Raw genomic sequence first — 23,107 nt, 5'->3', positions numbered from 1 at the left:
AAATATAGTATAGATGCGATTTTTCAGTATTTATAGCTTATCCATTCAGTTTTCATACTATTTTCAATAGTTTTTAATATTTACAGGGGGACAAACACCATGCTAGTCGCGTATGATTCAAAAACAGGAAATGTCAGACGCTTCATCAGCAAACTTAAGTTGCCGGCTGTGCAGATTGAGGAGCATATGACGATTGATGAGCCCTATGTGCTTATTACATATACCACCGGCTTTGGACAGATTCCAGAAAAGGTGTCTACTTTCTTGATGAACAATAATGCCAATCTGAAAGGCATCGCCGCCAGCGGCAATAAGAACTGGGGCGAGCTGTTCGCGCACAGCGCGGACTTGATTGCAGATCGGTATAACGTGCCCGTTATCGGTAAATTTGAGTTATCAGGTACATTTGGCGATGTAGAACGGATTAAACAGGAGGTGAGCCGGGTTGCGGCATATTGAATTAAATAACATGTTAATGAAGAGAGACGAAAGTGGCTTCTTTCAGTTAGACAAAGATCTTGAGGCAGTAGCCGAATTTATGCGGGATGTAGAGCGCCGGAGTCTGGTTTTTGCGAATACAAAAGCCAAGGTTGATTATATGATTGAACAGGATTTCTACGAGAATTTTTACGAACAGTACAGCACGGCGGAAATTGAAGAAGTCTACCAGATTACCCACGCCTACAACTTCAGTTTTCCATCTTATATGGCAGCTTCGAAATTCTACACGGATTACGCTGTAAAAACCAATGACCGCAAACAATATCTGGAGCATTACCCGGACCGTGTGGCGGCAGTCGCCCTTCACCTGGGACGCGGCAATGCCGATACTGCCGGGGTACTTGCCCGTTCGATGATGGAACAGCGCCTGCAACCTGCGACACCAACCTTCTTAAATGCCGGTAAGAGCCGGCGTGGTGAGCTCGTCTCCTGCTTCCTAATCGAAATGGACGACTCGCTCAATTCCATCAACTATGTGCTGAATACCTGCATGCAGTTGTCGAAGATCGGTGGCGGTGTGGCCGTCAACCTATCCAAGCTACGCTCCCGTGGTGAGACCATCAAGGGTGTTGAGGATGCTGCGAAGGGAATTATTCCAGTACTTAAGCTGATGGAAGACGGCTTCTCCTATGCAGATCAGATGGGTCAACGTAAAGGATCAGGAGCAGCCTATTACAACATTTTTGGCTGGGACGTTCTGGAATTCCTCGACAGCAAGAAGATCAACGCCGACGAAAAAACAAGACTCAAAACCCTGTCCATCGGCCTGATTATTCCAAACCGCTTTTATAAGCTGGCGAAGGACAATGAAGCGCTGCATGTATTTGCTCCTTACAGTGTGTACAAAGCCTACGGCACGCATCTCGACGATATGGATCTGGATGATATGTATGATAAGCTGCTGGCCGATCCACGTGTCAAAAAGAAGAAAGCTATGAGCGCACGGGATATGCTGACTAAAATTGCCATGATCCAGCTGGAATCCGGCTATCCATATATCATGAACAAGAGCAATGCCAATGCGGCCCATGCCCTAAAAAACGTCGGACAGATCAAAATGTCCAACCTTTGTACTGAAATCTTTCAGCTGCAGGAGACCTCAGAAATTGCCGACTACGGACAGGAGAGTACAATCCGCCGCGATGTAAGCTGCAATCTGGCTTCCTTGAACATTGTTAACGTGATGGAACATGGCAAAATCCGTGAATCCGTACATGAGGGCATGATCGCTCTGACCGCTGTTAGCGATATGACCAGCATTTCCAATGCCCCAGGCGTAGCCAAAGCAAACAAGGAGATGCACTCTGTCGGTCTTGGCGTCATGAATCTGCACGGCTATCTGGCTAAGAACAACATTGCTTATGAAAGCGAGCAGGCCCGCGATTTTGCCCGGACCTTCTTTATGACCATGAATTTCCACTCGCTGGAGAAAAGTATGGAAATCGCTGCCGCAACGGGCCGATCTTTCCATGGATTTGAGGCTTCTGATTATGCTACGGGAGCTTATTTTGAGCGTTACCTGACTACTGATTACCGTCCGGTTACCCCAAGGGTACAAGCGTTATTCGGAGATATTTATATCCCATCCCCAGCAGACTGGGAACAATTGCGGGATGCGGTAAAAGCAAATGGCCTATACCATGCTTACCGTTTGGCGATTGCGCCAACGGCCAGCATTTCCTATATCCAAAACGCCACTTCAAGCGTTATGCCGATTGTCGAGCAGATTGAGACTCGGACTTACGCTAATTCAACTACTTATTATCCGATGCCGTACCTGCGGCCGGACAATGTATTTTTCTATAAATCGGCTTATCAGATGGACCAGTTCAAGGTGATCGATCTGATCGCGGAAATTCAGCCCCATATCGACCAAGGTATCTCGACCGTTCTGCATGTTAACAGTGATGTTTCCACCAGAGAACTGGCCCGCTCCTACCTGTATGCGGCGCATAAAGGCTTGAAGTCGCTGTATTACACCCGGACCAAAAAGCTGTCTGTCGAGGAATGCCTCACCTGCTCGATCTAAAAGGAAGGCTATAGCCGCAGAAAAGGAGATTGCAATATTATGACCGCTATCCAAGCCGTTAACTGGAACCGTCCCGACGACGATTTCTCATTGATGTTCTGGAATCAGAACATTATGCAATTCTGGACGGACGATGAAATTCCATTATCCGATGATAAAATGTCCTGGCTCACGCTCAGTGAGCAAGAAAAGGACTCCTATATGAAGGTGCTGGGCGGCCTGACACTGCTGGATACGATTCAGGGCGGAGTCGGAATGCCGCAGATTATGGAGCATGTCGAAGGCCTTCAACGTAAAGCCGTACTGGGCTTCATGGGCATGATGGAACAAATTCACGCCAAATCGTACAGCAGTATTTTCACCACTTTGTCCTCTACAGAGGAGATCGACAGTGTATTCCGCTGGGTAGAAGAGAACCCCTTCCTCCAGTTCAAAGCGGAGACCATCTCACAATATTACAAAAACATAGACTCACCAAAAGACCTGTACCTCGCCATGGCAGCCTCCGTGCTGCTCGAGAGCTACTTGTTCTACAGTGGTTTCTTCTATCCCCTATATCTGGCTGGGCAGGGCAAAATGACTTGCAGCGGTGAGATCATCGACCTTATTCTACGGGATGAGAGCATCCATGGGGTATATGTCGGTGTGCTGGCACAGGAGATCTTTGACGGACTCCCAGAAGACGAGCAACGCGAACTTCACCATACGCTGGTAGAATTGCTTCGACTGCTGCATGAGAATGAAGAGCGTTATACCGAGCAGATCTATGCCCCTATCGGATTGGTGGACGAGGTTAAGACTTTCCTAAGATACAATGCCAATAAAGCGATGATGAATCTGGGCCATGATCCGCTATTTGACGAGGAAGAGATCAACCCGATTGTTCAGAACGGGATCAGCACCCACACCAAGCAGCATGACTTCTTCTCGAAGAAAGGCAACGGATATGTCCGGGCGCTTAATGTGGAGCCACTGAAGGATGAAGATTTTCAATTTTAAATATAGATAAAACAAAAAGTGCGGAGAGCTTTCTCCGCACTTTTTGCTAACTCTATTTATTAGATTATTGCAATTTTTTCAGTACTGTTCTAGCTTCTTCATAGGTATCGTAAGCATCAGCAAAATCTCTGCCAAAAATACGTTTCAATTGCATTTTCCAAATTGGGTTTTTAGTTACATAAGCCCATCCTGCTTGGCCAGCTGCTTTCGCCATCTCACCTGTTGGAGCCAACATTGCTGCAACTTCAGGAGAAAGTACACTTGCAGATTCAGTTACATCAGTTGTACCCGTAAATTTAGGACTAACCAGCTTCATGATATTCTCAAAATCTTTCAAGTATCCTGGAACATCCTCAGCAGAAAAATCGATAGATACTACATCGATGTGGTTTTCACTTTTGTTGTACTTAATTGTGTATGACATAATTGTATTCCTCCAAGGTTTAATAGTTATTTTTTAATGATAGAAAGTAATGTATGTAACTCCAACAGACAAAAAATTTCTGCCCAGGCTTTTCAGTAACTTCTACTTTTGGCAACTGGGTTTGGAACAAACTGCCTTGTTTAAATGATGCCATATCGTTACAATCAATAGTTAATGACATCTATTTCCTGTATCGTTTTATTGCAACATCCTTTCTAATATATTTTAACTCATACCTATTACCTATATTATTATCGACAAATTTCTTTTTTTATTTATATTAAAATACAAATTTCTACAAATTCCAACATATCCATGGTTATATTTGCCTTAATTTCATTCACACTTGTGTAATTGTTATCATTTAGAAACAACTAAAAAAGGCTCTGCGTGCGCCTTCCAACTCCAGTCCATTCATCCTACAGGATTTTCGAACAGGAATACGCCGCAAAGCCTTCGATACTAGATGCTTATATAAGTAAATTAATCCGTCTAATTACTTAGTTGCGGAGTAGCCCCCGTCAATCACATGTGCTGTACCTGTAATAAATGAAGCCTCATCACTTAGAAGGAAACATGCAAAAGCTGCTACTTCCTCAGGCGTACCATATCTGCCCAAAGCCGTTCCAGAAGCGATAAGAGATTGAAGCATCTCTACATCATCAGACAACAGCTTTTCGTATCTGTTCATGGTTGGTGTAGGGATAGGACCAGGGCAAATAGCATTTACTCTGATATTACGGTGACCCACTTCTTTAGCAACCGATTTAGTCATGCCCACAATGGCGTGTTTACTTGCTGAATAAGCTGCATCATTTGCCATCCCAATAAAAATACCATGCAAGGAGGAACAGTTTAGAACGGAAGCACCGGATTTCATATGTGGTAATGCATAATGCAACATGTAGAATTGGCCATTAAGATTTGTCTGAATCACCTTTTGAAACAATATCGGATCATATTCTGTAACATCCGCATTATCTCCTGTAATTGCTGAGTTATTATAAAGGCAATCAATCTTTCCATAAGCTGCTAAGGTTTGATCTACGATATTTTTGCAGTCTGCTTCAACTGAAACGTCTGACCGCACAAACAGAGCTTCTCCACCTAAAGCTTTGATTTCTTCGACTGTGTTAGCGCCAGCATCTGATCGATTGGCAACTACTACAGTACCACCCTCTCTTGCTACTCTCAATGCTGTAGCTTTTCCGATTCCGGTACCAGCACCCGTAATAATAACTACTTTGTTTTCAAATCTGTTGCTACTCATTATGCGCACCACTTTCTTATGTCTTTTTCAGGAAGAGGATTTGAACCTCATAGACCCTAATGTCACCTGATACAATGTGGATTGGAACATTTTTGCAGAAAAATCGACAAAATTATCCTCTATATGACAACTTTATTGTATTTAATTGTATATAGCAATCAATATTTTAATCTACTTTTCCAACAATTGAGAATTTGGTTTTGATCGTCATAAAAAATACACCCCTTAGAATTTCATCAGATAAACTAGAAGTTTTATCCAATGTTAATCTAAGAGGTGTAATAAACCTCTACCTAACTCCACGAACTGGGACGTCGATTCGAACTTGACCTCCACCCGTCAGAGGAGAATTGCTAATATGCAGACTGCCCTGATGCTGCCTGACAATGGTGTCGGCAATATAAAGTCCCAATCCATAGTGACTTTTGGAGGTACGGCTACTGTCCCCTTGATAAAACTGCTTAACTGCAGATTGGAGTCCTTCACTTGTAAATCCTGATCCACTGTCTGCTACCGTTATACTCCACCGATCTTGTTTTGCCTCAACCTGCAAATAAATCACACTCTCATACGGGGAATACTCTACCGCATTAGCGAGCACATTCATCACAGCCCGATGAAGTAGCTCATTGTCTATCAACACCTCAGGGGGCAGATGATTGTCTTGGTGGAATTCTATCTGAAGACACTTAGGGACAACCAACGCATCTAACTGCGTACGAATTTGCTGGATAAAGGCTTCCGTTCTCACCCATTTAGAGCGGGGAGAAATTTGTTTCCTCGTATTAGAAATCTCAATAAGTGTTGCCATGTATTGTTCGATTTGATCCGCATTTTTAGAAATATACCCTATATATTCTTGCTGATTCTCCGCTAAATCTGAGTCTATCAGCAAGTCTGCATTTCCTTGAATAATCGTAAGAGGAGTCTTAATGTCGTGGGCAAGTGCAGAAATCTGCTCTTTTTTCATTTGTTCCAGATTCCATTGCTGTTCTAGCGACTTTTTCAATTCCTCTCTCAGCTGTTCCAGAGATGATAGCACCTCATCAATTTCACTGACCCCAGAATACACGACAGTAAAATCCAAATTCTTAGCTTCAATGTGATGTGCTGCTTCCTGCAAGGAAGCCATTTTTTGACTCAGTCTTCGAGCGAAAAATCCAGAAATCAGAATAACTTCCAGTAACATCAGAACTACAAAAAACAGCAATAACGTTAATTGCGGATTAGGCAGCGTGTTATGCAGAAAATTCGAGGTGAACTGCGGTACGATCGCATATTGCAGTACGATAACCTCATGCTCCCGCTCAATCACATCGCTGCAGTTTGTACCCAACAGATTGCAACTGCTTTGATTCTTCTGCAATATATCTAGAGCGCGTTCTTTAGGTATATTTCCTGAAATATAGTTCTCGTGTTGATCCAATACCGCATATTCCGCTCCCCAAGGGATCATTTCTTCCGTAATTTGTGGCGCACGCTGCAAAACATCCCAAGACTTTGCAATGGATTGCTCAGTATGGTTTGCTGGAACAATCATTCCATACTGCATTAAGAGAGTAAATACCCCTAAACACAGAAATGCCAATAATAGAGTACATGCACCTAATGATAATAAATATTGAATGAAGACTGTACGGAGCCGTATTCGTTTCACACCCATTTGTAGCCTATCCCCCAAACGGTTTCAATCGGTGAAACCTCCCTCTCACTCAGCTTACTGCGGATATTTTTCACATGTTCTGTAATAGTTGAGCTATCGCTTTCTTTGTCATAACCATAAACCGATTCATAAATTTGTTCTTTGGAAAAAACCTGACCTTTATTTCTAGCAAGAAATTCACATATCTGATATTCACTTTTAGTGAGATTTATTTTCTCTTTATCAACAGAAATCTCCTTTGCCGAGAGATTGAATTTCACTCCAGATGCGCTTAACATATGATTTTTCCCTCGATTTTCACGCCGCAAATGAGCGTTGACCCTAGCCTTTAACTCGCCTGCGCGAAAAGGCTTCACGATATAGTCATCTGCACCTACACTAAGTCCAAACATAATATCCGTTTCCATTGATTTAGCTGTAAGAAACAGAATCGGACAGTCTACGATATCCCTGATTTGAGTACAGAGCTCAAAACCATCGATATCTGGCATCATCACGTCCAACAGGATTAAATCAAATGTCGAGTACTCGTTCAAAGACATATGTCGTGCACTTGTTTTTACCGTAACCCTATGGTGATCTTTGCTAAGAATATTATTTACTAGCGCCAAAATATCAGGTTCATCATCTATTATTAAAATATTAGCCAGTGACCTCACTCCTATTTATTCATATGATTTCCTACCCTGAAAGTAATAAAACCATATCAAGCCTAACGCTGCAATTACCATTGTACTAATAAGTATAGCAGGTACGGAATGAAGAAGTTGCAGCTCCAATACTTCCGTTTCAATGAGCCCGTTGGGTTGTGCATAAAATAAGGGAAGTTGAATCATCCGCATCGACCAGGCCCACGGTATGTATAACCACACTTTATCGCCTACAATGGTTCCACCTACGATGGCTGCAATTAGCGTACCTGCACTACCCACCGTTAGAGAAAGTCCCATGCCTCCAGCATAACTTAAGATGAGATGAAAGATCATTAAGATTAGAGCAGTACCTACTACCCAACAAGCTCCTTGCCAAAATATTAGATATTGGATCTGCTCTATATGCAAAAATTTTTTCATGCCCAGTATTAGAACTGATGTTGAACCGAATACGATCCATATCATCGCCAAGATTATGAACCCGAGTTTTCTTATATAACACTTCGGACGTGAAAGAGCACTTAATAGATTATAGAATCCACCTGCCCCCTCCTCTAAACCACTCATTAAAGCAGAGAATAATCCTATCCCAACAGGCAACCCAAAGGCTATTAATGAAAAATAACCATCATAGATGTGAAGCTGATCCGCACGCTGTGAAAAATACCAAAGTACCATCATCGGATATAGAACAGGAACAAGGAATATCAACCAACGAATTGCAGTGTGCTTAGTCATCAACCATTCAGCTTGTAATAGTCGGAGTATCACCATCTCTATCGCACCTCTCTTCTACTAAACCAGCAGCTAGTTAAGGTGAGGGTTACCAAAAAGAATACAAGCGACACCACAATTCCAGGTAAAATAACCGAAGAGTCTCTTAGAGCATCCTGTGCTGAAAGAGCCACACCATTGGGACGCACACCAACAATGGGGCACATTAACCTTAAAGCCCAACTCCACGGAACATAAATCCATGAAGGTTGATCCGCTGCTAGTACACTCACAATCATCCCAAACAGACCTGCAAGAATAGACACTACCGCCCCAAATTGTTCGGCTAAGAAAAAATAGATTGGAATCGTCCCCAAAGAGGTCAACCAGACAACCATAGCGGCTGTTGTAATTTCAGATAAGGGTGCTGCACCCAAAGGAAACAAAAGACCAGATAGGTACATTACTGCAATAAGGAGCAGCGAAGACAGCAGCAAATAATATGACACCACAATAATTTTACTGAGCCACAGTTTAGCGATGTTAATTCCGTGACTGCTTAAGCTACGGTACCCTCCAGCCTTACGATCCTTGTTATTCGATAGTGTAGACAACAAAGCAGAACCTATGGTCATGAATAACAGCGGCCACCAATTAAAGACCATTTCCATAAAATAGTGGTCTTCAGTTTGCAGGTTCTGTTGTGTGAAAAATGAAAATAGAAGAAAAAACAGTGGCACCACGACAATCAATTTTCGCGAAAATGTTCGTTTGAATTTAATATTTTCGGATAAAAGATAGTGGATCATCTTGTTACCTCCTGTCTGTTCCGAGTCACGACTTCCATGAACAATTTCTCCAAATCATCACCGGGATATATTGCATTCTGATACCCTAGAACACCATTACTAATGATTCCAATATGATCGGCAATTTGCTCCACCTCATGAAGAATATGACTCGATAAGATGACTGTAATCCCTTGTGCAGGAAATGAGCGAATAAGCTCACGTAATTCCTGAATCCCAATCGGATCAAGCCCATTTGTCGGTTCATCCAGAATCAAGAGTCTGGGTTGATTTAACAAAGCGATCGCAATCCCGAGACGTTGCTTCATACCCATAGAGAATTGTCCCGCTCTTTTTTTGCCTGTTGTTGTTAAATCAACAATTTCAAGAACTTCCCGAATCCGAGAATCCGGTAAGTTTAATATTGTCGTATGTACCTTCAAATTTTGGGCAGCAGTCAGATTCCCGTAAAGTGGCGGGGACTCAATCAGCGCTCCAATGTGGAGTAAATCCTTACGTGTCCATGGATGACCGTCAAATAAAATCTGTCCTGACGTCGCTCGAAGAATCCCTGTTATCATTTTTAGAGTCGTCGATTTACCTGCGCCGTTTGGGCCTAACAGTCCATAAATCGAATTAGTTTTTACGGTTATGCTGATATCGTTAACCGCACGCTGCCCCCTGAAACTCTTGGATAAATTATTAGTTTGTAAAATATACTCTCCCATCCTATATCATCCTCTCATTTGCTATACGTTGATCATATATAGCAAATCTAAGGACTTTATAAGGTTTTACTGAGCTCAAATTATAAGGAATTATAACGAGCATAAAAAAGCTCGGTTCAAATTTAACATTGAACCGAGCCTGTTGAATTTTTATCATCTAATACATGACTTCAAATATTGCAAAAAAATCATGCTCTGCGAATTGTAAATTCAAAATTCATATCTAAGGATGGATTGATTTGATATTCATCAAGAACTGGAGCTCCCCAGCTGTCATCCCCGCCTACACCCATTTGACGTCCAGCAATGGTAACAACGGTATAGTGAACGTTCGGCAGCTCATAATGATGTGTCGCATTCTCCAGCTCCATTGCCGAGTAAGGCGAGATATTGGCTTCAACAGGGGCTGTAGCTGGTGCCGATATTATAATGCCTTGGCCATAATCGTTCTTTATGGATACTTCGCGCACACCTGTGCGGTTGCCCGATTCCTGCGGCACCAAATAGGACGACACATTGTCCACCGCATGATTCTGGAAGCGACACAATCTCGCCCCACACGCACGGTCGATATAATTTTCTTCCGGCCCATTTGCATACCAATCCAGCTGGTGATAATCCGCTGGCACCTTAAAGCTTAAAGCGAAGATCGGAAGCTTTGGTAAACCCGCTGCTCCATGGTAGCTTGATTTCACCTTTATGCTTCCATCGGAGAACACGGTGTAAGTTACACTTACACGTACCGCCTCTGATACACTAAGCTTATACACGTAAGTCACCGTCGCACGGTCTTTCTCCTCCACGAGCTCGAAGCTTAACGTTCTACGGGTCAAGCTTGCTGCATACCAAGGGGAAGAGTCGAAATGCATTCCTGCCCCCTTGTCATTGTCGGTCATTGCTCTCCAGAAGAGCGGTGCCGGCGGTGAAGAGATCATTTCCTGCCCTGAATATTTAACAGAAATTAATGTACCCGCCTGCTTTGAGAACATTACGGAGAAGTCGCGACCATGTACGCCAATATTCACATCTCCTTCAACCACGCGAAAATCATTCACGACAGATGTTATCTTAGCATCTGTTAAAGACTCCTCGGCTGACGTATTTGCCACTTGAAAAACATGCTGGCCAAAAGCGATTTCATAACCGCTATTCGCCCATAATGAATCTTCCTTCAGGACAAGTGAAACATCCAAGCTATACTCGCCAGGCTGATTCTTAATATCAGGTAGATCCACTTGTACATATTTTTCCTCGCCCGGATTAACCTGAACGAATACAGTTCCACGCTGGATGACCCTACCCTCATAGTTCAGAGCGTATTGTAATTCATAAGCATCCAAGCCCACAAATAAGTTTTCATTTCTGATTGTAAAACCTTGACTATCCGGGAGCAGCTTGACGTTCTGATACAGGAATTTTACTTCCTGCATTTTTGGCGACCATCTCCGATCCGCATACACAATTCCGTTACCGGAGAAGTTGTAATCGGTTGAACGGTCATCGAAGTCTCCTCCATAAGCCATGAAGGGCTTACCGTATCGATCATTTTTCACAATCACCTGATCCATATAATCCCAGATAAATCCACCCTGATACATGGGATACTTTTGCTCTAGCTCTGTGTATTTATGCAATCCCCCGACGGAATTGCCCATCGCATGCATGTATTCACAGCTAATATATGGCTTTAACGGATCTTCTGTTAAATACCTTTCGATATCTGCCGCTTTCGCATACATGCGGCTTTCCATATCGCTCGAATCATCATATTCACGGTTATGGAACACCCCTTCATAATGAACCAAACGAGTAGGATCCTTCTCTCGAAAATAATTGGCTACGTTCAGAATTACTTCTCCTGCAAAAGATTCGTTCCCACAGGACCAAATTAGAATGGAGGGGTGGTTTTTGTCTCTCTCTACCATGGAAATCGCACGATCCATCACGATATCCTGCCATTCAGGCTTATTGCCGGGGATGTTCCAAGACGGCTCAACTGCCCCCATTTTCTGCCATGATCCATGCGACTCTAAATTCATCTCGTCAATGACATAGACTCCGTATTCATCACACAACTCATACCAGAGTGTCATATTCGGATAGTGCGAGGTCCGCACAGCGTTGATGTTCGCCTGTTTTAAGGTTTTTATGTCCCACAGCATATCTTCTTTCGTAATGCTGCGTCCAAAGCGCGGATTAAACTCATGTCGGTTGACACCTTTAAATACAATACGTTTGCCGTTTAAGTGCATAATCTTATCTATCATTTCGAATTTCCGAAAACCAATTTTTTGCGGCACAACTTCTACAAGATCCCCGGAGGCGTTGTAAACAGAGACGTAAAGGGTATACAGATTAGGAGCTTCTGCGCTCCACAGCTGCACCTTTGTTGCCGCAAGCGTAAGCGAAAGGGAATCTCCTGAAACTTCACTTTCAGTACTAGCCACAAGATTATCTGCTCTATCCTTAAGCTCAAGGAGCACTTTTGAGGCAGACTTACCTATCAATTGCATGGCAGCCGTCAGCGTTCCTTGCTCAAACTTTTCATCCAAATCGGTTTGAACATGGAGATCCCGCACATGAACATCCGGCACGGTGTATAGATACACCTCACGAAAGATTCCCGAAAAGCGCCAGAAGTCCTGATCCTCCAACCAACTCCCCGTGCTGCGCTGATAAACTTCGACCGCCAGCTTATTTTCGCCTTCCGTCAAGTATGATGTTAAATCAAATTCACTCGGTGTAAAGCTATCTTCGCTATAGCCAACAAATTCCCCGTTTAGCCATATATAAAAAGCCGATTCAACTCCTTGAAAAGATATATACACCGGACGTTGCTCCCAGCCCGCAGGAACTTCAAAATATTTGACATAGCTGCCTACAGGATTGTGGTCCTCAGAGATCATCGGAGGTCTAAGATGCTCATGACCGTCCCATGGATACATCGTATTCACGTACTGTGGCTGCCCATAACCCTGAAGTTGGATATGACCGGGAACTTTAATATCCTTCCAGCCTCTGCAAGACACGTCCTCCTTATAAAATTGAACCTGTCGTTCCATGGCATTTTGGGCATAGCTAAATTTCCAGCTGCCGTTCAGGCTGTGGCGCCAGGGCATTTCTCCAAGCGCTTCGGCTTCATTTTTCGTTTGGTAATATCGATGGTCAGAATGCGCGTGCACTCTGCCTATTGCATAAATGGAAGGGTCTGATAACCATTCCAGACTTGGAGTGAGGTTTCGTTCAACCTGCTGCTTCATCTATATTTCCTCCTCTATTCATAACATGATCGCTAACTTATTTAACCGAACCCGTCATCCCAGCTACAAATTGCTTTTGCATCATGAAAAACACTAGTGCTGTCGGCAAGGTCGTAATGACAATCGCAGACATGATCAGACCATAGTCAGGGGCATAACCTGAGCCTAGATTCGAGATAAGAAGGGGCACAGTCATATTTTCTGGTGATTGCAATACGATCAAAGGCCACAGATAATTGTTCCAGCTGTTTAAAAATGTGATAATCGCAGCAGCGGCGTAAGTTGATTTCATCGTTGGCATATAAATGCGGAAGAACAATCCAAATTCCGAAAGACCATCGATGCGCCCAGCCTCCATCATATCCTTAGGAAACATTTTTGTACTTTGACGAAAGAAGAAAATTAGGAATGCTGTTGTAAATGTCGGAAGGATGACTGCCGATGCTGTATCGATACCCAGAAAAGGCACTACACTCGATACTTTTGCGAACATTTGAAATAGAGGTACCATGATCGCCGCAAATGGAATCATCATTGAAGCAAGCAAAATATTGAATACGATATCTTTACTCCGGCTACGGTACATTTCAAAACCATACCCAGCCGCCGATGCTACTAGCAGTGAAAGCACAGTAGTCACCACAGAGATTTTTGCTGAGTTCCAGAGAGCCTGCCACATATCCACTGAACTAAATAGATTGTTTATATTTTCCACTAAATGTGCACCCGGCAACAATGTCCCTTTGGTTACATCAACCGACTGGTTCGTGGCGCTTATAACCATCCAAATAAATGGAAAGATAGAGATCAGCGCAGCGATGACTAGAAATACATAAGTAAACATGCGTTTGGTTTTCATTATCTCTTATCCCCTCCTACTTTGTTCTGAATAAGCGTCAGAATGAGCACCATTACAACAATCGAATAGGAGACGGTTGCAGCGTATCCAAAGTTAGGCGTGTATTCAAAGGAAAGGTTATAAATATATTGGGAAATCGACATGGTTGCATTACCGGGTCCACCTTTCGTGATGTTAACCACCTCGTCAAACAACTGAAGGGTTCCAATGGTCGATGTGATCGTCGTGAACAAGATAATCGGCTTCAATAGGGGAATTGTAATTTTGAAAAATTGTGTAAATGCACTTGCACCATCTATATGAGCAGCCTCATATATTGATTTGTCGACATTTTGCAGTGAGGACAAATAGAAAATCATATTATAGCCAGTAAAGCGCCAAGTGATAGCGATAATGATAGTGACTTTGGCCCAGAAGGGGTCAGTAATCCATTGAATCGGTTCGCTGATTAGATGCAGATTCACCAGAAATTTATTGACGATACCTTCGGCTCCAAACATGTACTTGAAAACAACGGAGTACGCTACAAGTGAAGTTACCGTTGGCAGAAATATGGCCGTTCTGAAAAATCCTTTAAATTTCAGTCTTTCGTCATTTAGCAGCACGGCGATAAAGAGCGCCAGCACTAGCATAACTGGGACCTGAATAATCAAGTAAATAAAAGTGTTTTTGACGGCTGTAAGGAAAGTGGTGTCGCTAAACAGTCGAATATAGTTATCAAGGCCGGTAAAATGAAGATTGTTGCCTCTACCTGTCTTGAAGGATAGAATTAAAGCCTGAATCATTGGATAGAAATAGAAAATACAGATCATAATTACCGGCACAATAACGAATAACCAACCTGTCAGATGGATCTGCCGTTGACCCTTAGAGCTTTTATGTCTTTGAGAGCTTAGCCCTGGCTTTACATTTTCCACTCCACTTCACACCCTTCTGTCTGATTTATTAGAGATGAAAGCCCCTGCTGCCCATCCTTCTGTAGAAATCCAATTTACAGGAGAAGTAGAAGCAAGGGCTTAGATTGTACAGCCTAAGTGTGATTAGCGAACTTGGGTATCTGCTTGCTTCTGGGCATCTTTCAGAACAGTATCTACATCTTTTCCACCAAGATAAGATTGCACTGCTACAACCATAATGTCCTCTATTGCGTAAGTGTTCATGCCGTAGTTGACGTTAGGAATTTGCTCGGTCCATGCCGCAAAATCTGATACAACCTTTTGACCTTTGAAAAATTCATCCGCAGCTGAATAAGCTTCTCCGCTTGCTGCAGCTTTTAAAGTGCCGATAACACCAACTTTTGTATTCAACGTTTGATACAATTCAGCATCAGAAGCAAATGTTTTTGCAAGGAACTCCGCAGCTGCTTCTTTACCATCCACATTCATTACATACCAGGAGCTGCCTCCAAGGTTAGATGCATGGACAGAGCCTGCTGTTGCTGCCAGCTTAGGAAGCGGAGCTACAGCCCACTTACCGGATTGGGAAGCTTCGGCTTTAATTGAAGGGGTAATCCAGTTACCTGTTGGTACGGTTGCCACTTCACCACTATTAAATGCGCCTACAAATTGGCTCCAGTCTGAGTTAACTTTCACGATGCCGGAATCCATCATTTCTTTGTACAATACAAGTGCCTCTTTCAAAGCCGCGTTGTCTGCAATGGTCGGAGTCTGACCGTCTTCACCCGTATACCATGCACCCGCCGATTGAATCATGACCCGGATAAGACCAAGATCATTGGGATCCAGCGTGATCATGCTTTTGCCGGTTTTCTCTTTTACAGCTTTACCGATCTCGATATATTGCTTCCAGTCGATATCCTGTAGTGCATCCAGGCTGTAGCCTGCTTGCTCAAGATAGTCTGTCCGTACATACATTCCAGTCACACCAGAATCAAACGGAACACCGTATTGCTTGCCGTCAACACTGGTCGGGCCAATTTTATAATCCGCAAAATCAGAGGCTTTAACAACATCAGTCAATTCATAAAAGGAATCCGGATACGCTTGCAAAAAGCTTTGCGCACGGTAATCCTCGATCAATACAATGTTAGGAAGACCCTTCGTAGATCCAGAGTTCAGTCCTGTGTTCAGCTTTTGCACGATATCAGCCTGCGCGTTCTCTACGACGTTTACCGTTATGTCTGGATTGACTTTCGCATAAGCTTCTTTGGCAACATTCATGGCTGCAATGTTAAACGCTGGGTCCCAAGCCCAAACTGTGATTTCTTGTGGCTTACTGCTACCTTCGCTTCCGGAGTTGCCCGTTTCGTTTTTCGTTCCACCTGAGGAACATGCCGAAAGTAGAACCACACTAGCCAGCATCACGGATAATAATTTTTTCACTTCGTAACCCCCTTGATAATCTGTAAAATAATAAAGATGGAAGCGTTTTCTCTGCTGCAATTCCATATTATCATTTTGTATTCGCTTTCTTTGGCAGTATCTTTGTTAGCTTTGGTGTTATTATTGGATTCTATTTTCACTCTGAGATCGACGCTGGTACTAATTTTAGATTTTTGTAAATTTTTTAGCCTTTTAACAATGGAAGCGTAATTATGATCTTCGTACCTTCATTTCGTTTGCTTGTAATGTTAATACCGTAACTCTCTCCGTACAGCAATTTGATTCTGTCATCAACATTCCGTATACCGATCCCGGAGAACAATTGGCGTTTGTGCTTCGAGGCTGGCAACTGTTCTTCTTTCAGAAAATTAGGATCAAGGTCCATCCCGTCACCATTATCTACAACCTCACATACAAGCTGATCTTCCTGAACGGCGATCATGATTAGAATTCTTCCCTCATCTTTAAGATTGAATGCATGAAAGAACGCATTTTCGATAAAAGGCTGCAGAATTAGCTTTGGCATATGATAATCTAAGCTTTCAGGCTCCACAAAATAATTCACGCGGATCTTCTCGCCATACCTTACATGATTGATATACACATAATGCTTCAGCGATTCTAATTCCTGACTAACAGGTATAGTGGATTGAACATCACTGACAGTATTTTGCAGGAGTGAGATTAGCGAATTTATCGTGCCAGCTGCTTTTTCCTTGTTGCCCTGTTGCACCAGAAATTTGATAGAAGCCAGTGTATTGTATAAAAAATGGGGATTGATCTGCATTTGAAGGGCGGCCAGCTCCGCATTACGCTGCTGCTTCTGGGTCTCCATCAACCGATCAACATAATCATGTAGGGAATCAAGCATAAAGTTAAAGGCATTGCCTAGCTCCTTAACTTCATAACTACTAGTGGCGACATCCACGTGGTTATCGAATCCCCCCTTAGGAATACTCGACATCTGTTCAACGAGTACACGCAGGGACTTCGTCATTTTCCTTGTAATTAAAAATACAATAATAAGCGAAATGGCTACGATAGCCATGATCGTCAACGACACTGCTTTGGCATTAACCATCTGACCGGTCACAGCTTTCTTATCGATCAGGTTCACCAAATAAACATCAAATTCAGGCAAGTATTCCGAGAATACTACCCGTTCATTCCCCATCACATAGACAGATTCTCCACTGTCTACTGTGCTCTGTTCATCAACTACTTCTTGAAGCAGCTGTTGATCGGTCAGCCCAATCAGCTCTGTCCTGTTGCTGGATATGATTTGTCCTTTTGCATTCAACAACACGACATCATTACCTTCACTCGTAAAATTGGCATAGAAGGCCTTAAAATCGCTATCACGAATTGCAATGTACATAGTGCCATAGATACTGCCGGTCGAATGATCAAATAGAGCTTTAGAAGCCACTAACATGATCTCTTTCTTATGGGTTTGACCATCCTCTTTTTGATAAAGCTGGTACAGAATTTGCTGCGGATGGGCCACTGTCGCTTTCGTAATCGGGTGGTTCTTCAATTCTTCAGCAGTAGCAGACCAATACCAAGGGTCAGTTGAGTAACTTCTGCCATTCGCACCTACAATCATAATCCCCACATCAAAAGCACTGAGGTTGGAGCGGACTGCCCGCATACTTTCTGTCATCTGGTAGGTTTTGATAGCGAGTGTTAATGAATCCGTCTCTCCTCCAGACAAATAGCTGCGGATGGCACCTTTCTGAGCTGTCATTGTAGCACCCGTAGCTACAACGTTGTTGTAGGACTCCAAGTTTGTCTTCATCTGATTTAGTAGTTTGCCATTCGTTATGCTGAAGGTCTTTAAGAATAAATTTTCTGACATACGGATGGTGATAGACAAAGTCAGCAGGGATACAGCAACAATGCTTATGAGGGTCACAAGAAAAATCTTGAGAAATAGGCCCTGCTTTCTAATCTTGTTAATGATAGTTCCAATCATGGTCGCTCTACGTCCCGTCTTCGGTACTGGCTCGGAGAAATACCAGCCTGTTTCTTAAACACTTTAGTAAAATAACTCTGATCCGAATACCCCACACTAGCGCTGATATCAGAAATTGTTTTTTCCGTCGTCACGAGTAACTCCATGGCTTTCTCCAACCGGACCTTGTTCAAATATTCATTAAATCCTTCACCATTCTGAGCAGTGAAATGGCTCGATAAATAAGAAGCGTTGAAATGAAACTGCCGCGCAACCCCAGTCAACGTGATGGGATCAGCGTAATGAGTCTGAATGTATTCAAGCAATCGGGTCATATTGGGATTGATCGTTAGGTTCGTCTCACCAATCGCACGTTCAGCTTCGCGAATAAAGGCTTCAGCAACAGCGATTGCGTCTCCGGCATACATCGCTTCATCTATTTTTCGAAAGAAGTCGTATTTGGATGCCTCCAAGCCTCCAGTCTCGTACTTCATTTTTCCAAGTGTGGTCGTTACGTTAAATATGAAATTCCCCAATAACGATTTGAATTCGAAAATATCGGTCCGATAATCCATCGAACGGAGATGAACATATTCCAGAAATCCAGTAAATGCCTTCTGATATTGCTTACGTTTCAGTTGCTCCATTAATTCGCCCATATCATATTCCTGATAGGCACTCGGAAGGCTGGGCAAATGATCGTTTTCAATTAAGCTTCGATCCGGTAAGTAGAAACTGTATCGTGTAAGCTTTAAATAATTGTCTCGATAAATCTCTCCCAGCTTATTAAACTCCGTAAAGCTTTGGCTGATAACGAAATGTATTTCTCTCGTCCATTTATCCATTTCCGAGACCAGATATCGGAGCTCTATAACATGGTCGTCCCACTGTCCCGGGTTTGCATTAAGCAAATAAATAACCGAATCATTGACAAACTTCAACCGAATAAACACTGTATCACCCAAAGGGAGCGTACTAAGCCCTTTTTCTATTTTTTGTATGAGAGTTAACCTATCCCCAGAATCTTTAATATGTCTCATATCCGCTCCGAAGAAAGCAAATAGTGGGTGAGGAAACTTTGCATGAAGCAAAGCAGGTTCAAGCCCAGACTCATATCCGGTCATAAGCTTCTCGATAACTAGCAAAATTTGCTTTTCGCCAGGATCCGTTCCTTGATCGGACATCTCCATCCCTACCAATTTAGCAGTGGTTTTATTTAGGATGGATAACAAATAATCAGCTTCCAGCTTTGGCTTCAGAATGTAGTCCGCTACCCCACTTTGAAATGTGGATCGGACATAATCGTATTCACTGAAACTACTTAAGACGATTACTTCAATATGAGGGTATTTCTCCTTCACGATCTTGACCAGTTTCTCTCCGCCCATTATCGGCATAACAATATCTGTAATGATGATATGAGGGCTGACCTCATCCATCATATTTAGTGCTTCTAGACCATTAGCGGCCTCACCGACAATTCGATACCCTTCATTTTCCCAATTCAAAAGATGTTTGATTCCTTGTCTTACAAGCATCTCGTCATCAACAATCATAATATTGAATATTGGTTTCATTTCTTCCCCCTTGTAACCGTTTTCTTTCCATTTGATAGTATACAATACATCCAACAAGGAGCAAGCTTCTATACAAGTAAAGCCGTAAGCTACCTTAAAAATTGTTCATTCCAAATCATATGCCCCGCCAACAAATATGGTCAACCTCTCATTTTTCATTCCATAAAATATTCTTAAGTTTAAGGAAACGAACTTCTAGATGATACAACAAAAAAAGCCGCGATAATTGCAGCTTCTTTGTTAATGAAACAATAATCCAAATAAATTATTTATTGGCTTATAGATAAAAATAATAAGAAACAGCGGACTGGGGATGTTCAATTTTAACAACGAGCAGAAGGTCGCACCAAGACCCAAAATCCAAAAAATAAAATATACGCTAAGATCACGCACTCGGCGCTTTCGCATTAATTTAGGCAAATCAATTGCCATACAACCTACAGCAATCACCAAAAACAACAGTACTAGCATTTGACTTCACTCCTTGATTTTTTCAAGAAAAGAATTATCTGTTAGACCCACGCGGTTAATAACTGCTGAGGCTTTGTAATGGATGGGCAAGGATTTAAGGTAATCGTCACCCTTTTGTTGCTGCAACTTTGCCCAAGCTTTAGGGCTGGCATGGTAGATCGATTGTCCGAATCCCATAATATCAACATTGAAACGATCATTTACATGCTCCACAGTTTTTTGCATCCGCTCTATAATCCGCTCCTCTGTTTCCTTTTCCAAACGTTTGATAGTGCTTTCCGATTCCAAATTTTCTACACTTTGCACTTCTTCAATATTGCAAAGCGTCTTAACACTAAGGTAAATATGCGGCTCCCCATTAATGATTTTCACTTTACGTTTAGTTGTAGCCTGGATCGCTTCGATTACAATGGGCTTTCCGTCTTCCCCTGCGATCGGGCCAGAATGTGCGGTTACCTTATCGTTGATATAATTGTAACCAATCGTTTCTCCCTCGTTAAGCCAACCGATCAACTTGTCTTTTTTGAACACAGCTACAGTATGGTATTCCAATCTTGCCTTAGGCATTGTTCGCTCTACATTGCTTTTGTCCTCTCCATCTTTGGGATCTCCTATAATTTTCACTCCGGTTAGCACAGGATTCTCGCCTTCAGACAATAAATTTTCAATAAAATCATCCAGCGTGACAGCGACTGTTTTTGCTGAATCTTTATAAGAATTATCCAGGGAACTAAATAATTTATTCGCTGGTAATTTATCCATAGGTGTAAGGACATTCAAGACATTGCTGGCGGTTGTATCTCTGGCAACCATAACGTAGAAATCCATCCGGGGTTCCCGACTTCTTTTAAATACATCAAGTACCTCACCCACTCCGGTGCGGGCAAGCTCCTCCCCAATCACCAACACCCGGATATGACCGAGATAACTTGACCTAGAGCTATCCAGATTCAGCTTACGCAGCGCATCATAAAACGTAGGTACCGTAAATTTATATACAACTACTGGGACTCCACTGCCTCCCCCTCCTCCATTCGTTTGGGAGGAAATCGCAGATGGAATAACGACCTGCATCGAAACGGTATATCCTTTTTCTGCCTTGTCAATCCCTATCCCCAAGACAAAAGCTATCTCATTCAGCTCATTTCTTTCCCAACAGCCGCTTAGCACTAACGTAAATTGGAGAGCTATCATTAATCGAAGAACGCCTCTAACTAATTTTTTATTCATTTTGTTGGTTCCTTATCACTGGATGTGCTTTGACGAAACAGGTTCTGCGTCTTATTCTCAGCAGGCCTTGTCTTTAAAAACGGCCACGGAAAGCGAAAAATAGAGTCTTTTAAATCTTTGGAATTATACGGTCCGAGCGGACTCATATAAGGCATTCCGAAAGAGCGCAGACTCGACAAATGCAATACGATGATGAAAATACCGAAGAGAATTCCATATAATCCGATAAATCCGGCCAAAGCTATAAGCACAAAACGGATCATCCGCGCAGCTATAGACATTCCTGTCTCCGGAATAACAAAACTAGAAATGGCTGTTAGCGATACAATAATGACCATTGCGGATGAAATAAAACCCGCTGCTACCGCTGCTTGCCCAATCACCAACGTTCCGACAATGGAAATCGCCTGACCAATATTTTTCGGTATCCGCACCCCGGCTTCCCGCAAAATCTCATAAGTCATTTCCATAATCAGTGCCTCAACAAAAGCAGGAAAAGGAACACTCTCCCGCTGGGCAGCTAAACTAATTACAAGATTGGTTGGTATCATTTCCTGATGATAAGTAGTAATCGCAACATACAATGAAGGGGCAAGCAAAGTAATAAAAAACGAAATAAAACGAACTAATCTCAGCAATGTTCCAATATCGGCCCTTTGGTAATAATCCTCCGCTGACTGAAAAAATGCTACAAAAAATGTGGGCACCAACAGTACAAAAGGAGTTCCATCAACAAGAATGGCCACTTTTCCTTCCAAAATACCCGCTGCAATCGTATCTGGACGATCACTGTTGTATACGGTAGGAAAGGGTGTAACTGCCGTCTCTTGAATAAATTCTTCAATATATCCACTCTCGAGAATACTGTCCGTATCTATTTTATTCAGACGGCGCTTTACCTCTTGCACCAACTCTTTATTTGCGATGTTGCTTAGATACATAATAGATACACTGGTTTGAGTCACTCTGCCGATCTGAACAGTTTCCAGCCATAAATGGCTGTCTTTGATTTTTCGCCGAACCAGTGCCGTATTCGTCCGTAAATTCTCAGTGAATCCTTCCATTGGACCCCGAACAACCGACTGTGAGCTAGGCTCCCCTACATTACGATCTTCCCAGCCTGGTAAGCCGATCCGCAGGGCGCTGGCTAACCCGTCAAGCAGCAGCATTATATTACCGGACAATAAATGATGAATAAATTGGCTGTAATCGTCAATGACGGCTATATCGCCGGCTATTAATATCTGTTTCTTAATCATCTCAAACTTCTGCTCGGGAGAAAGCCCCCTCAGCTGTTCGTAAGGAATGTGTTCCTGCAAGGAATACAAAATTGAATTATGCAGCACCTGAGTATCCACAAGACCATCTATGTAAATCAAAGAAATATGAGTGTTTTCTTCTATCTGCAACTCTTTTATCACTACATCAGAGCTTTCACCCATCAATTGGTACAAATTAGCAATATTAACTTCCAACCGGCTTGATAATGTACCAATCTCCGTGTCTTTCATGATGCTGCCTCCACTTCTCCATAGATAGATGAGTATAGTTTGATGTTAATTATGATAATTATTCCTTCGGATTAAAAAATCGGGATGGCATAATTCTGGTAACTACAACCATACTAAAACTAGTCCAATAAATT

The 23,107-nt window shown here is 42.6% G+C and carries 19 protein-coding genes; 3 read left to right on the top strand and 16 right to left on the bottom strand.

Features of this window, described 5'->3' with window-relative positions; all coding sequences use genetic code 11:
* The first annotated feature begins 99 nt into the window (after window positions 1-99).
* The 3 genes from nrdI to nrdF are packed head-to-tail and all read left to right on the top strand — an operon-like array spanning window position 100 to window position 3,529.
* Complete coding sequence (gene nrdI / locus MKZ09_RS07395; RefSeq protein WP_076136296.1) at window positions 100-459, top strand: class Ib ribonucleoside-diphosphate reductase assembly flavoprotein NrdI; 360 nt, start codon at window positions 100-102, stop codon at window positions 457-459.
* On the top strand, window positions 446-2,530 hold the full coding sequence (gene nrdE / locus MKZ09_RS07390) for a class 1b ribonucleoside-diphosphate reductase subunit alpha (RefSeq protein ID WP_076136294.1): 2,085 nt from the start codon (window positions 446-448) through the stop codon (window positions 2,528-2,530). Before nrdI ends, nrdE begins: the two co-directional genes overlap by 14 nt.
* A 39-nt stretch (window positions 2,531-2,569) precedes the next feature.
* A complete protein-coding gene (gene nrdF / locus MKZ09_RS07385) occupies window positions 2,570-3,529 on the top strand; it encodes a class 1b ribonucleoside-diphosphate reductase subunit beta (protein WP_076099522.1) in 960 nt (319 codons plus the stop codon).
* A gap of 64 nt (window positions 3,530-3,593) precedes the next feature.
* On the opposite strand, the gene MKZ09_RS07380 is transcribed toward nrdF, so the two are convergent.
* From MKZ09_RS07380 to MKZ09_RS07305, 16 genes are all read right to left on the bottom strand, one after another.
* Window positions 3,594-3,953 (bottom strand): hypothetical protein, encoded by a 360-nt coding sequence (locus MKZ09_RS07380; protein ID WP_036675871.1) that lies wholly within the window; start codon window positions 3,951-3,953, stop codon window positions 3,594-3,596.
* A gap of 496 nt (window positions 3,954-4,449) precedes the next feature.
* On the bottom strand, window positions 4,450-5,223 hold the full coding sequence (locus MKZ09_RS07375) for an SDR family NAD(P)-dependent oxidoreductase (protein ID WP_036675873.1): 774 nt from the start codon (window positions 5,221-5,223) through the stop codon (window positions 4,450-4,452).
* A 289-nt stretch (window positions 5,224-5,512) separates the two neighbouring features.
* Entirely contained in the window at window positions 5,513-6,775 is a 1,263-nt protein-coding gene (locus MKZ09_RS07370; RefSeq protein WP_179089590.1) for an ATP-binding protein, read from the bottom strand.
* Between the two features lie 101 nt (window positions 6,776-6,876).
* Complete coding sequence (locus MKZ09_RS07365; protein WP_076206283.1) at window positions 6,877-7,536, bottom strand: response regulator transcription factor; 660 nt, start codon at window positions 7,534-7,536, stop codon at window positions 6,877-6,879.
* Window positions 7,537-7,551: 15 nt separating this feature from the next.
* Entirely contained in the window at window positions 7,552-8,313 is a 762-nt protein-coding gene (locus tag MKZ09_RS07360) for a lantibiotic immunity ABC transporter MutG family permease subunit (RefSeq protein ID WP_076206175.1), read from the bottom strand.
* A 2-nt stretch (window positions 8,314-8,315) separates the two neighbouring features.
* Window positions 8,316-9,062, bottom strand: a complete 747-nt coding sequence (locus tag MKZ09_RS07355) for a lantibiotic immunity ABC transporter MutE/EpiE family permease subunit (RefSeq protein WP_076206177.1) — start codon at window positions 9,060-9,062, stop codon at window positions 8,316-8,318.
* Complete coding sequence (locus MKZ09_RS07350; protein ID WP_076136283.1) at window positions 9,059-9,769, bottom strand: lantibiotic protection ABC transporter ATP-binding protein; 711 nt, start codon at window positions 9,767-9,769, stop codon at window positions 9,059-9,061. Before MKZ09_RS07350 ends, MKZ09_RS07355 begins: the two co-directional genes overlap by 4 nt.
* A gap of 188 nt (window positions 9,770-9,957) precedes the next feature.
* A complete protein-coding gene (locus MKZ09_RS07345; RefSeq protein ID WP_076206180.1) occupies window positions 9,958-13,029 on the bottom strand; it encodes a glycoside hydrolase family 2 TIM barrel-domain containing protein in 3,072 nt (1,023 codons plus the stop codon).
* Between the two features lie 37 nt (window positions 13,030-13,066).
* On the bottom strand, window positions 13,067-13,888 hold the full coding sequence (locus MKZ09_RS07340) for a carbohydrate ABC transporter permease (RefSeq protein ID WP_076136279.1): 822 nt from the start codon (window positions 13,886-13,888) through the stop codon (window positions 13,067-13,069).
* On the bottom strand, window positions 13,888-14,700 hold the full coding sequence (locus tag MKZ09_RS07335) for a carbohydrate ABC transporter permease (RefSeq protein ID WP_256719234.1): 813 nt from the start codon (window positions 14,698-14,700) through the stop codon (window positions 13,888-13,890). The genes MKZ09_RS07340 and MKZ09_RS07335 overlap by 1 nt, the downstream gene beginning before the upstream one ends.
* 228 nt (window positions 14,701-14,928) lie before the next feature.
* Window positions 14,929-16,230 (bottom strand): ABC transporter substrate-binding protein, encoded by a 1,302-nt coding sequence (locus tag MKZ09_RS07330; protein ID WP_076206183.1) that lies wholly within the window; start codon window positions 16,228-16,230, stop codon window positions 14,929-14,931.
* A 184-nt stretch (window positions 16,231-16,414) separates the two neighbouring features.
* Window positions 16,415-18,205, bottom strand: a complete 1,791-nt coding sequence (locus MKZ09_RS07325; RefSeq protein WP_076206185.1) for a sensor histidine kinase — start codon at window positions 18,203-18,205, stop codon at window positions 16,415-16,417.
* Complete coding sequence (locus MKZ09_RS07320) at window positions 18,202-19,761, bottom strand: response regulator transcription factor (protein WP_076206288.1); 1,560 nt, start codon at window positions 19,759-19,761, stop codon at window positions 18,202-18,204. Before MKZ09_RS07320 ends, MKZ09_RS07325 begins: the two co-directional genes overlap by 4 nt.
* A 240-nt stretch (window positions 19,762-20,001) precedes the next feature.
* Window positions 20,002-20,232, bottom strand: coding sequence for a hypothetical protein (locus MKZ09_RS07315; protein ID WP_076136273.1), 231 nt, complete (start codon window positions 20,230-20,232; stop codon window positions 20,002-20,004).
* A gap of 6 nt (window positions 20,233-20,238) precedes the next feature.
* Complete coding sequence (locus MKZ09_RS07310) at window positions 20,239-21,462, bottom strand: Ger(x)C family spore germination protein (RefSeq protein ID WP_076136271.1); 1,224 nt, start codon at window positions 21,460-21,462, stop codon at window positions 20,239-20,241.
* The gene (locus MKZ09_RS07305) at window positions 21,459-22,973 is read right to left on the bottom strand and encodes a spore germination protein (protein WP_076206188.1); all 1,515 of its coding nucleotides are present in this window, start codon (window positions 22,971-22,973) and stop codon (window positions 21,459-21,461) included. The genes MKZ09_RS07310 and MKZ09_RS07305 overlap by 4 nt, the downstream gene beginning before the upstream one ends.
* Window positions 22,974-23,107 lie beyond the last annotated feature (134 nt).

The sequence above is a fragment of the Paenibacillus sp. FSL R5-0908 genome (genome assembly GCF_038006245.1).
In the GTDB taxonomy this organism is placed as follows: domain Bacteria; phylum Bacillota; class Bacilli; order Paenibacillales; family Paenibacillaceae; genus Paenibacillus_AQ; species Paenibacillus_AQ odorifer.
The sequence above is the reverse complement of the archived record's forward strand: the minus strand, read 5'-3'. Positions and strand labels throughout refer to the sequence as shown.

What these genes read in the sequence shown, in the direction of transcription:
- nrdI (WP_076136296.1), top strand. Translation starts at nt 100, where the DNA reads ATGCTAGTCGCGTATGATTCAAAAACAGGAAATGTCAGACGCTTCATC.
- nrdF (WP_076099522.1), top strand. Translation starts at nt 2,570, where the DNA reads ATGACCGCTATCCAAGCCGTTAACTGGAACCGTCCCGACGACGATTTC.
- MKZ09_RS07380 (WP_036675871.1), bottom strand. Translation starts at nt 3,953, where the DNA reads ATGTCATACACAATTAAGTACAACAAAAGTGAAAACCACATCGATGTA.
- MKZ09_RS07375 (WP_036675873.1), bottom strand. Translation starts at nt 5,223, where the DNA reads ATGAGTAGCAACAGATTTGAAAACAAAGTAGTTATTATTACGGGTGCT.
- MKZ09_RS07370 (WP_179089590.1), bottom strand. Translation starts at nt 6,775, where the DNA reads ATGCAGTATGGAATGATTGTTCCAGCAAACCATACTGAGCAATCCATT.
- MKZ09_RS07360 (WP_076206175.1), bottom strand. Translation starts at nt 8,313, where the DNA reads ATGGTGATACTCCGACTATTACAAGCTGAATGGTTGATGACTAAGCAC.
- MKZ09_RS07355 (WP_076206177.1), bottom strand. Translation starts at nt 9,062, where the DNA reads ATGATCCACTATCTTTTATCCGAAAATATTAAATTCAAACGAACATTT.
- MKZ09_RS07350 (WP_076136283.1), bottom strand. Translation starts at nt 9,769, where the DNA reads ATGGGAGAGTATATTTTACAAACTAATAATTTATCCAAGAGTTTCAGG.
- MKZ09_RS07345 (WP_076206180.1), bottom strand. Translation starts at nt 13,029, where the DNA reads ATGAAGCAGCAGGTTGAACGAAACCTCACTCCAAGTCTGGAATGGTTA.
- MKZ09_RS07340 (WP_076136279.1), bottom strand. Translation starts at nt 13,888, where the DNA reads ATGAAAACCAAACGCATGTTTACTTATGTATTTCTAGTCATCGCTGCG.
- MKZ09_RS07335 (WP_256719234.1), bottom strand. Translation starts at nt 14,700, where the DNA reads ATGATCTGTATTTTCTATTTCTATCCAATGATTCAGGCTTTAATTCTA.
- MKZ09_RS07325 (WP_076206185.1), bottom strand. Translation starts at nt 18,205, where the DNA reads ATGATTGGAACTATCATTAACAAGATTAGAAAGCAGGGCCTATTTCTC.
- MKZ09_RS07320 (WP_076206288.1), bottom strand. Translation starts at nt 19,761, where the DNA reads ATGAAACCAATATTCAATATTATGATTGTTGATGACGAGATGCTTGTA.
- MKZ09_RS07315 (WP_076136273.1), bottom strand. Translation starts at nt 20,232, where the DNA reads ATGCTAGTACTGTTGTTTTTGGTGATTGCTGTAGGTTGTATGGCAATT.
- MKZ09_RS07310 (WP_076136271.1), bottom strand. Translation starts at nt 21,462, where the DNA reads ATGAATAAAAAATTAGTTAGAGGCGTTCTTCGATTAATGATAGCTCTC.
- MKZ09_RS07305 (WP_076206188.1), bottom strand. Translation starts at nt 22,973, where the DNA reads ATGAAAGACACGGAGATTGGTACATTATCAAGCCGGTTGGAAGTTAAT.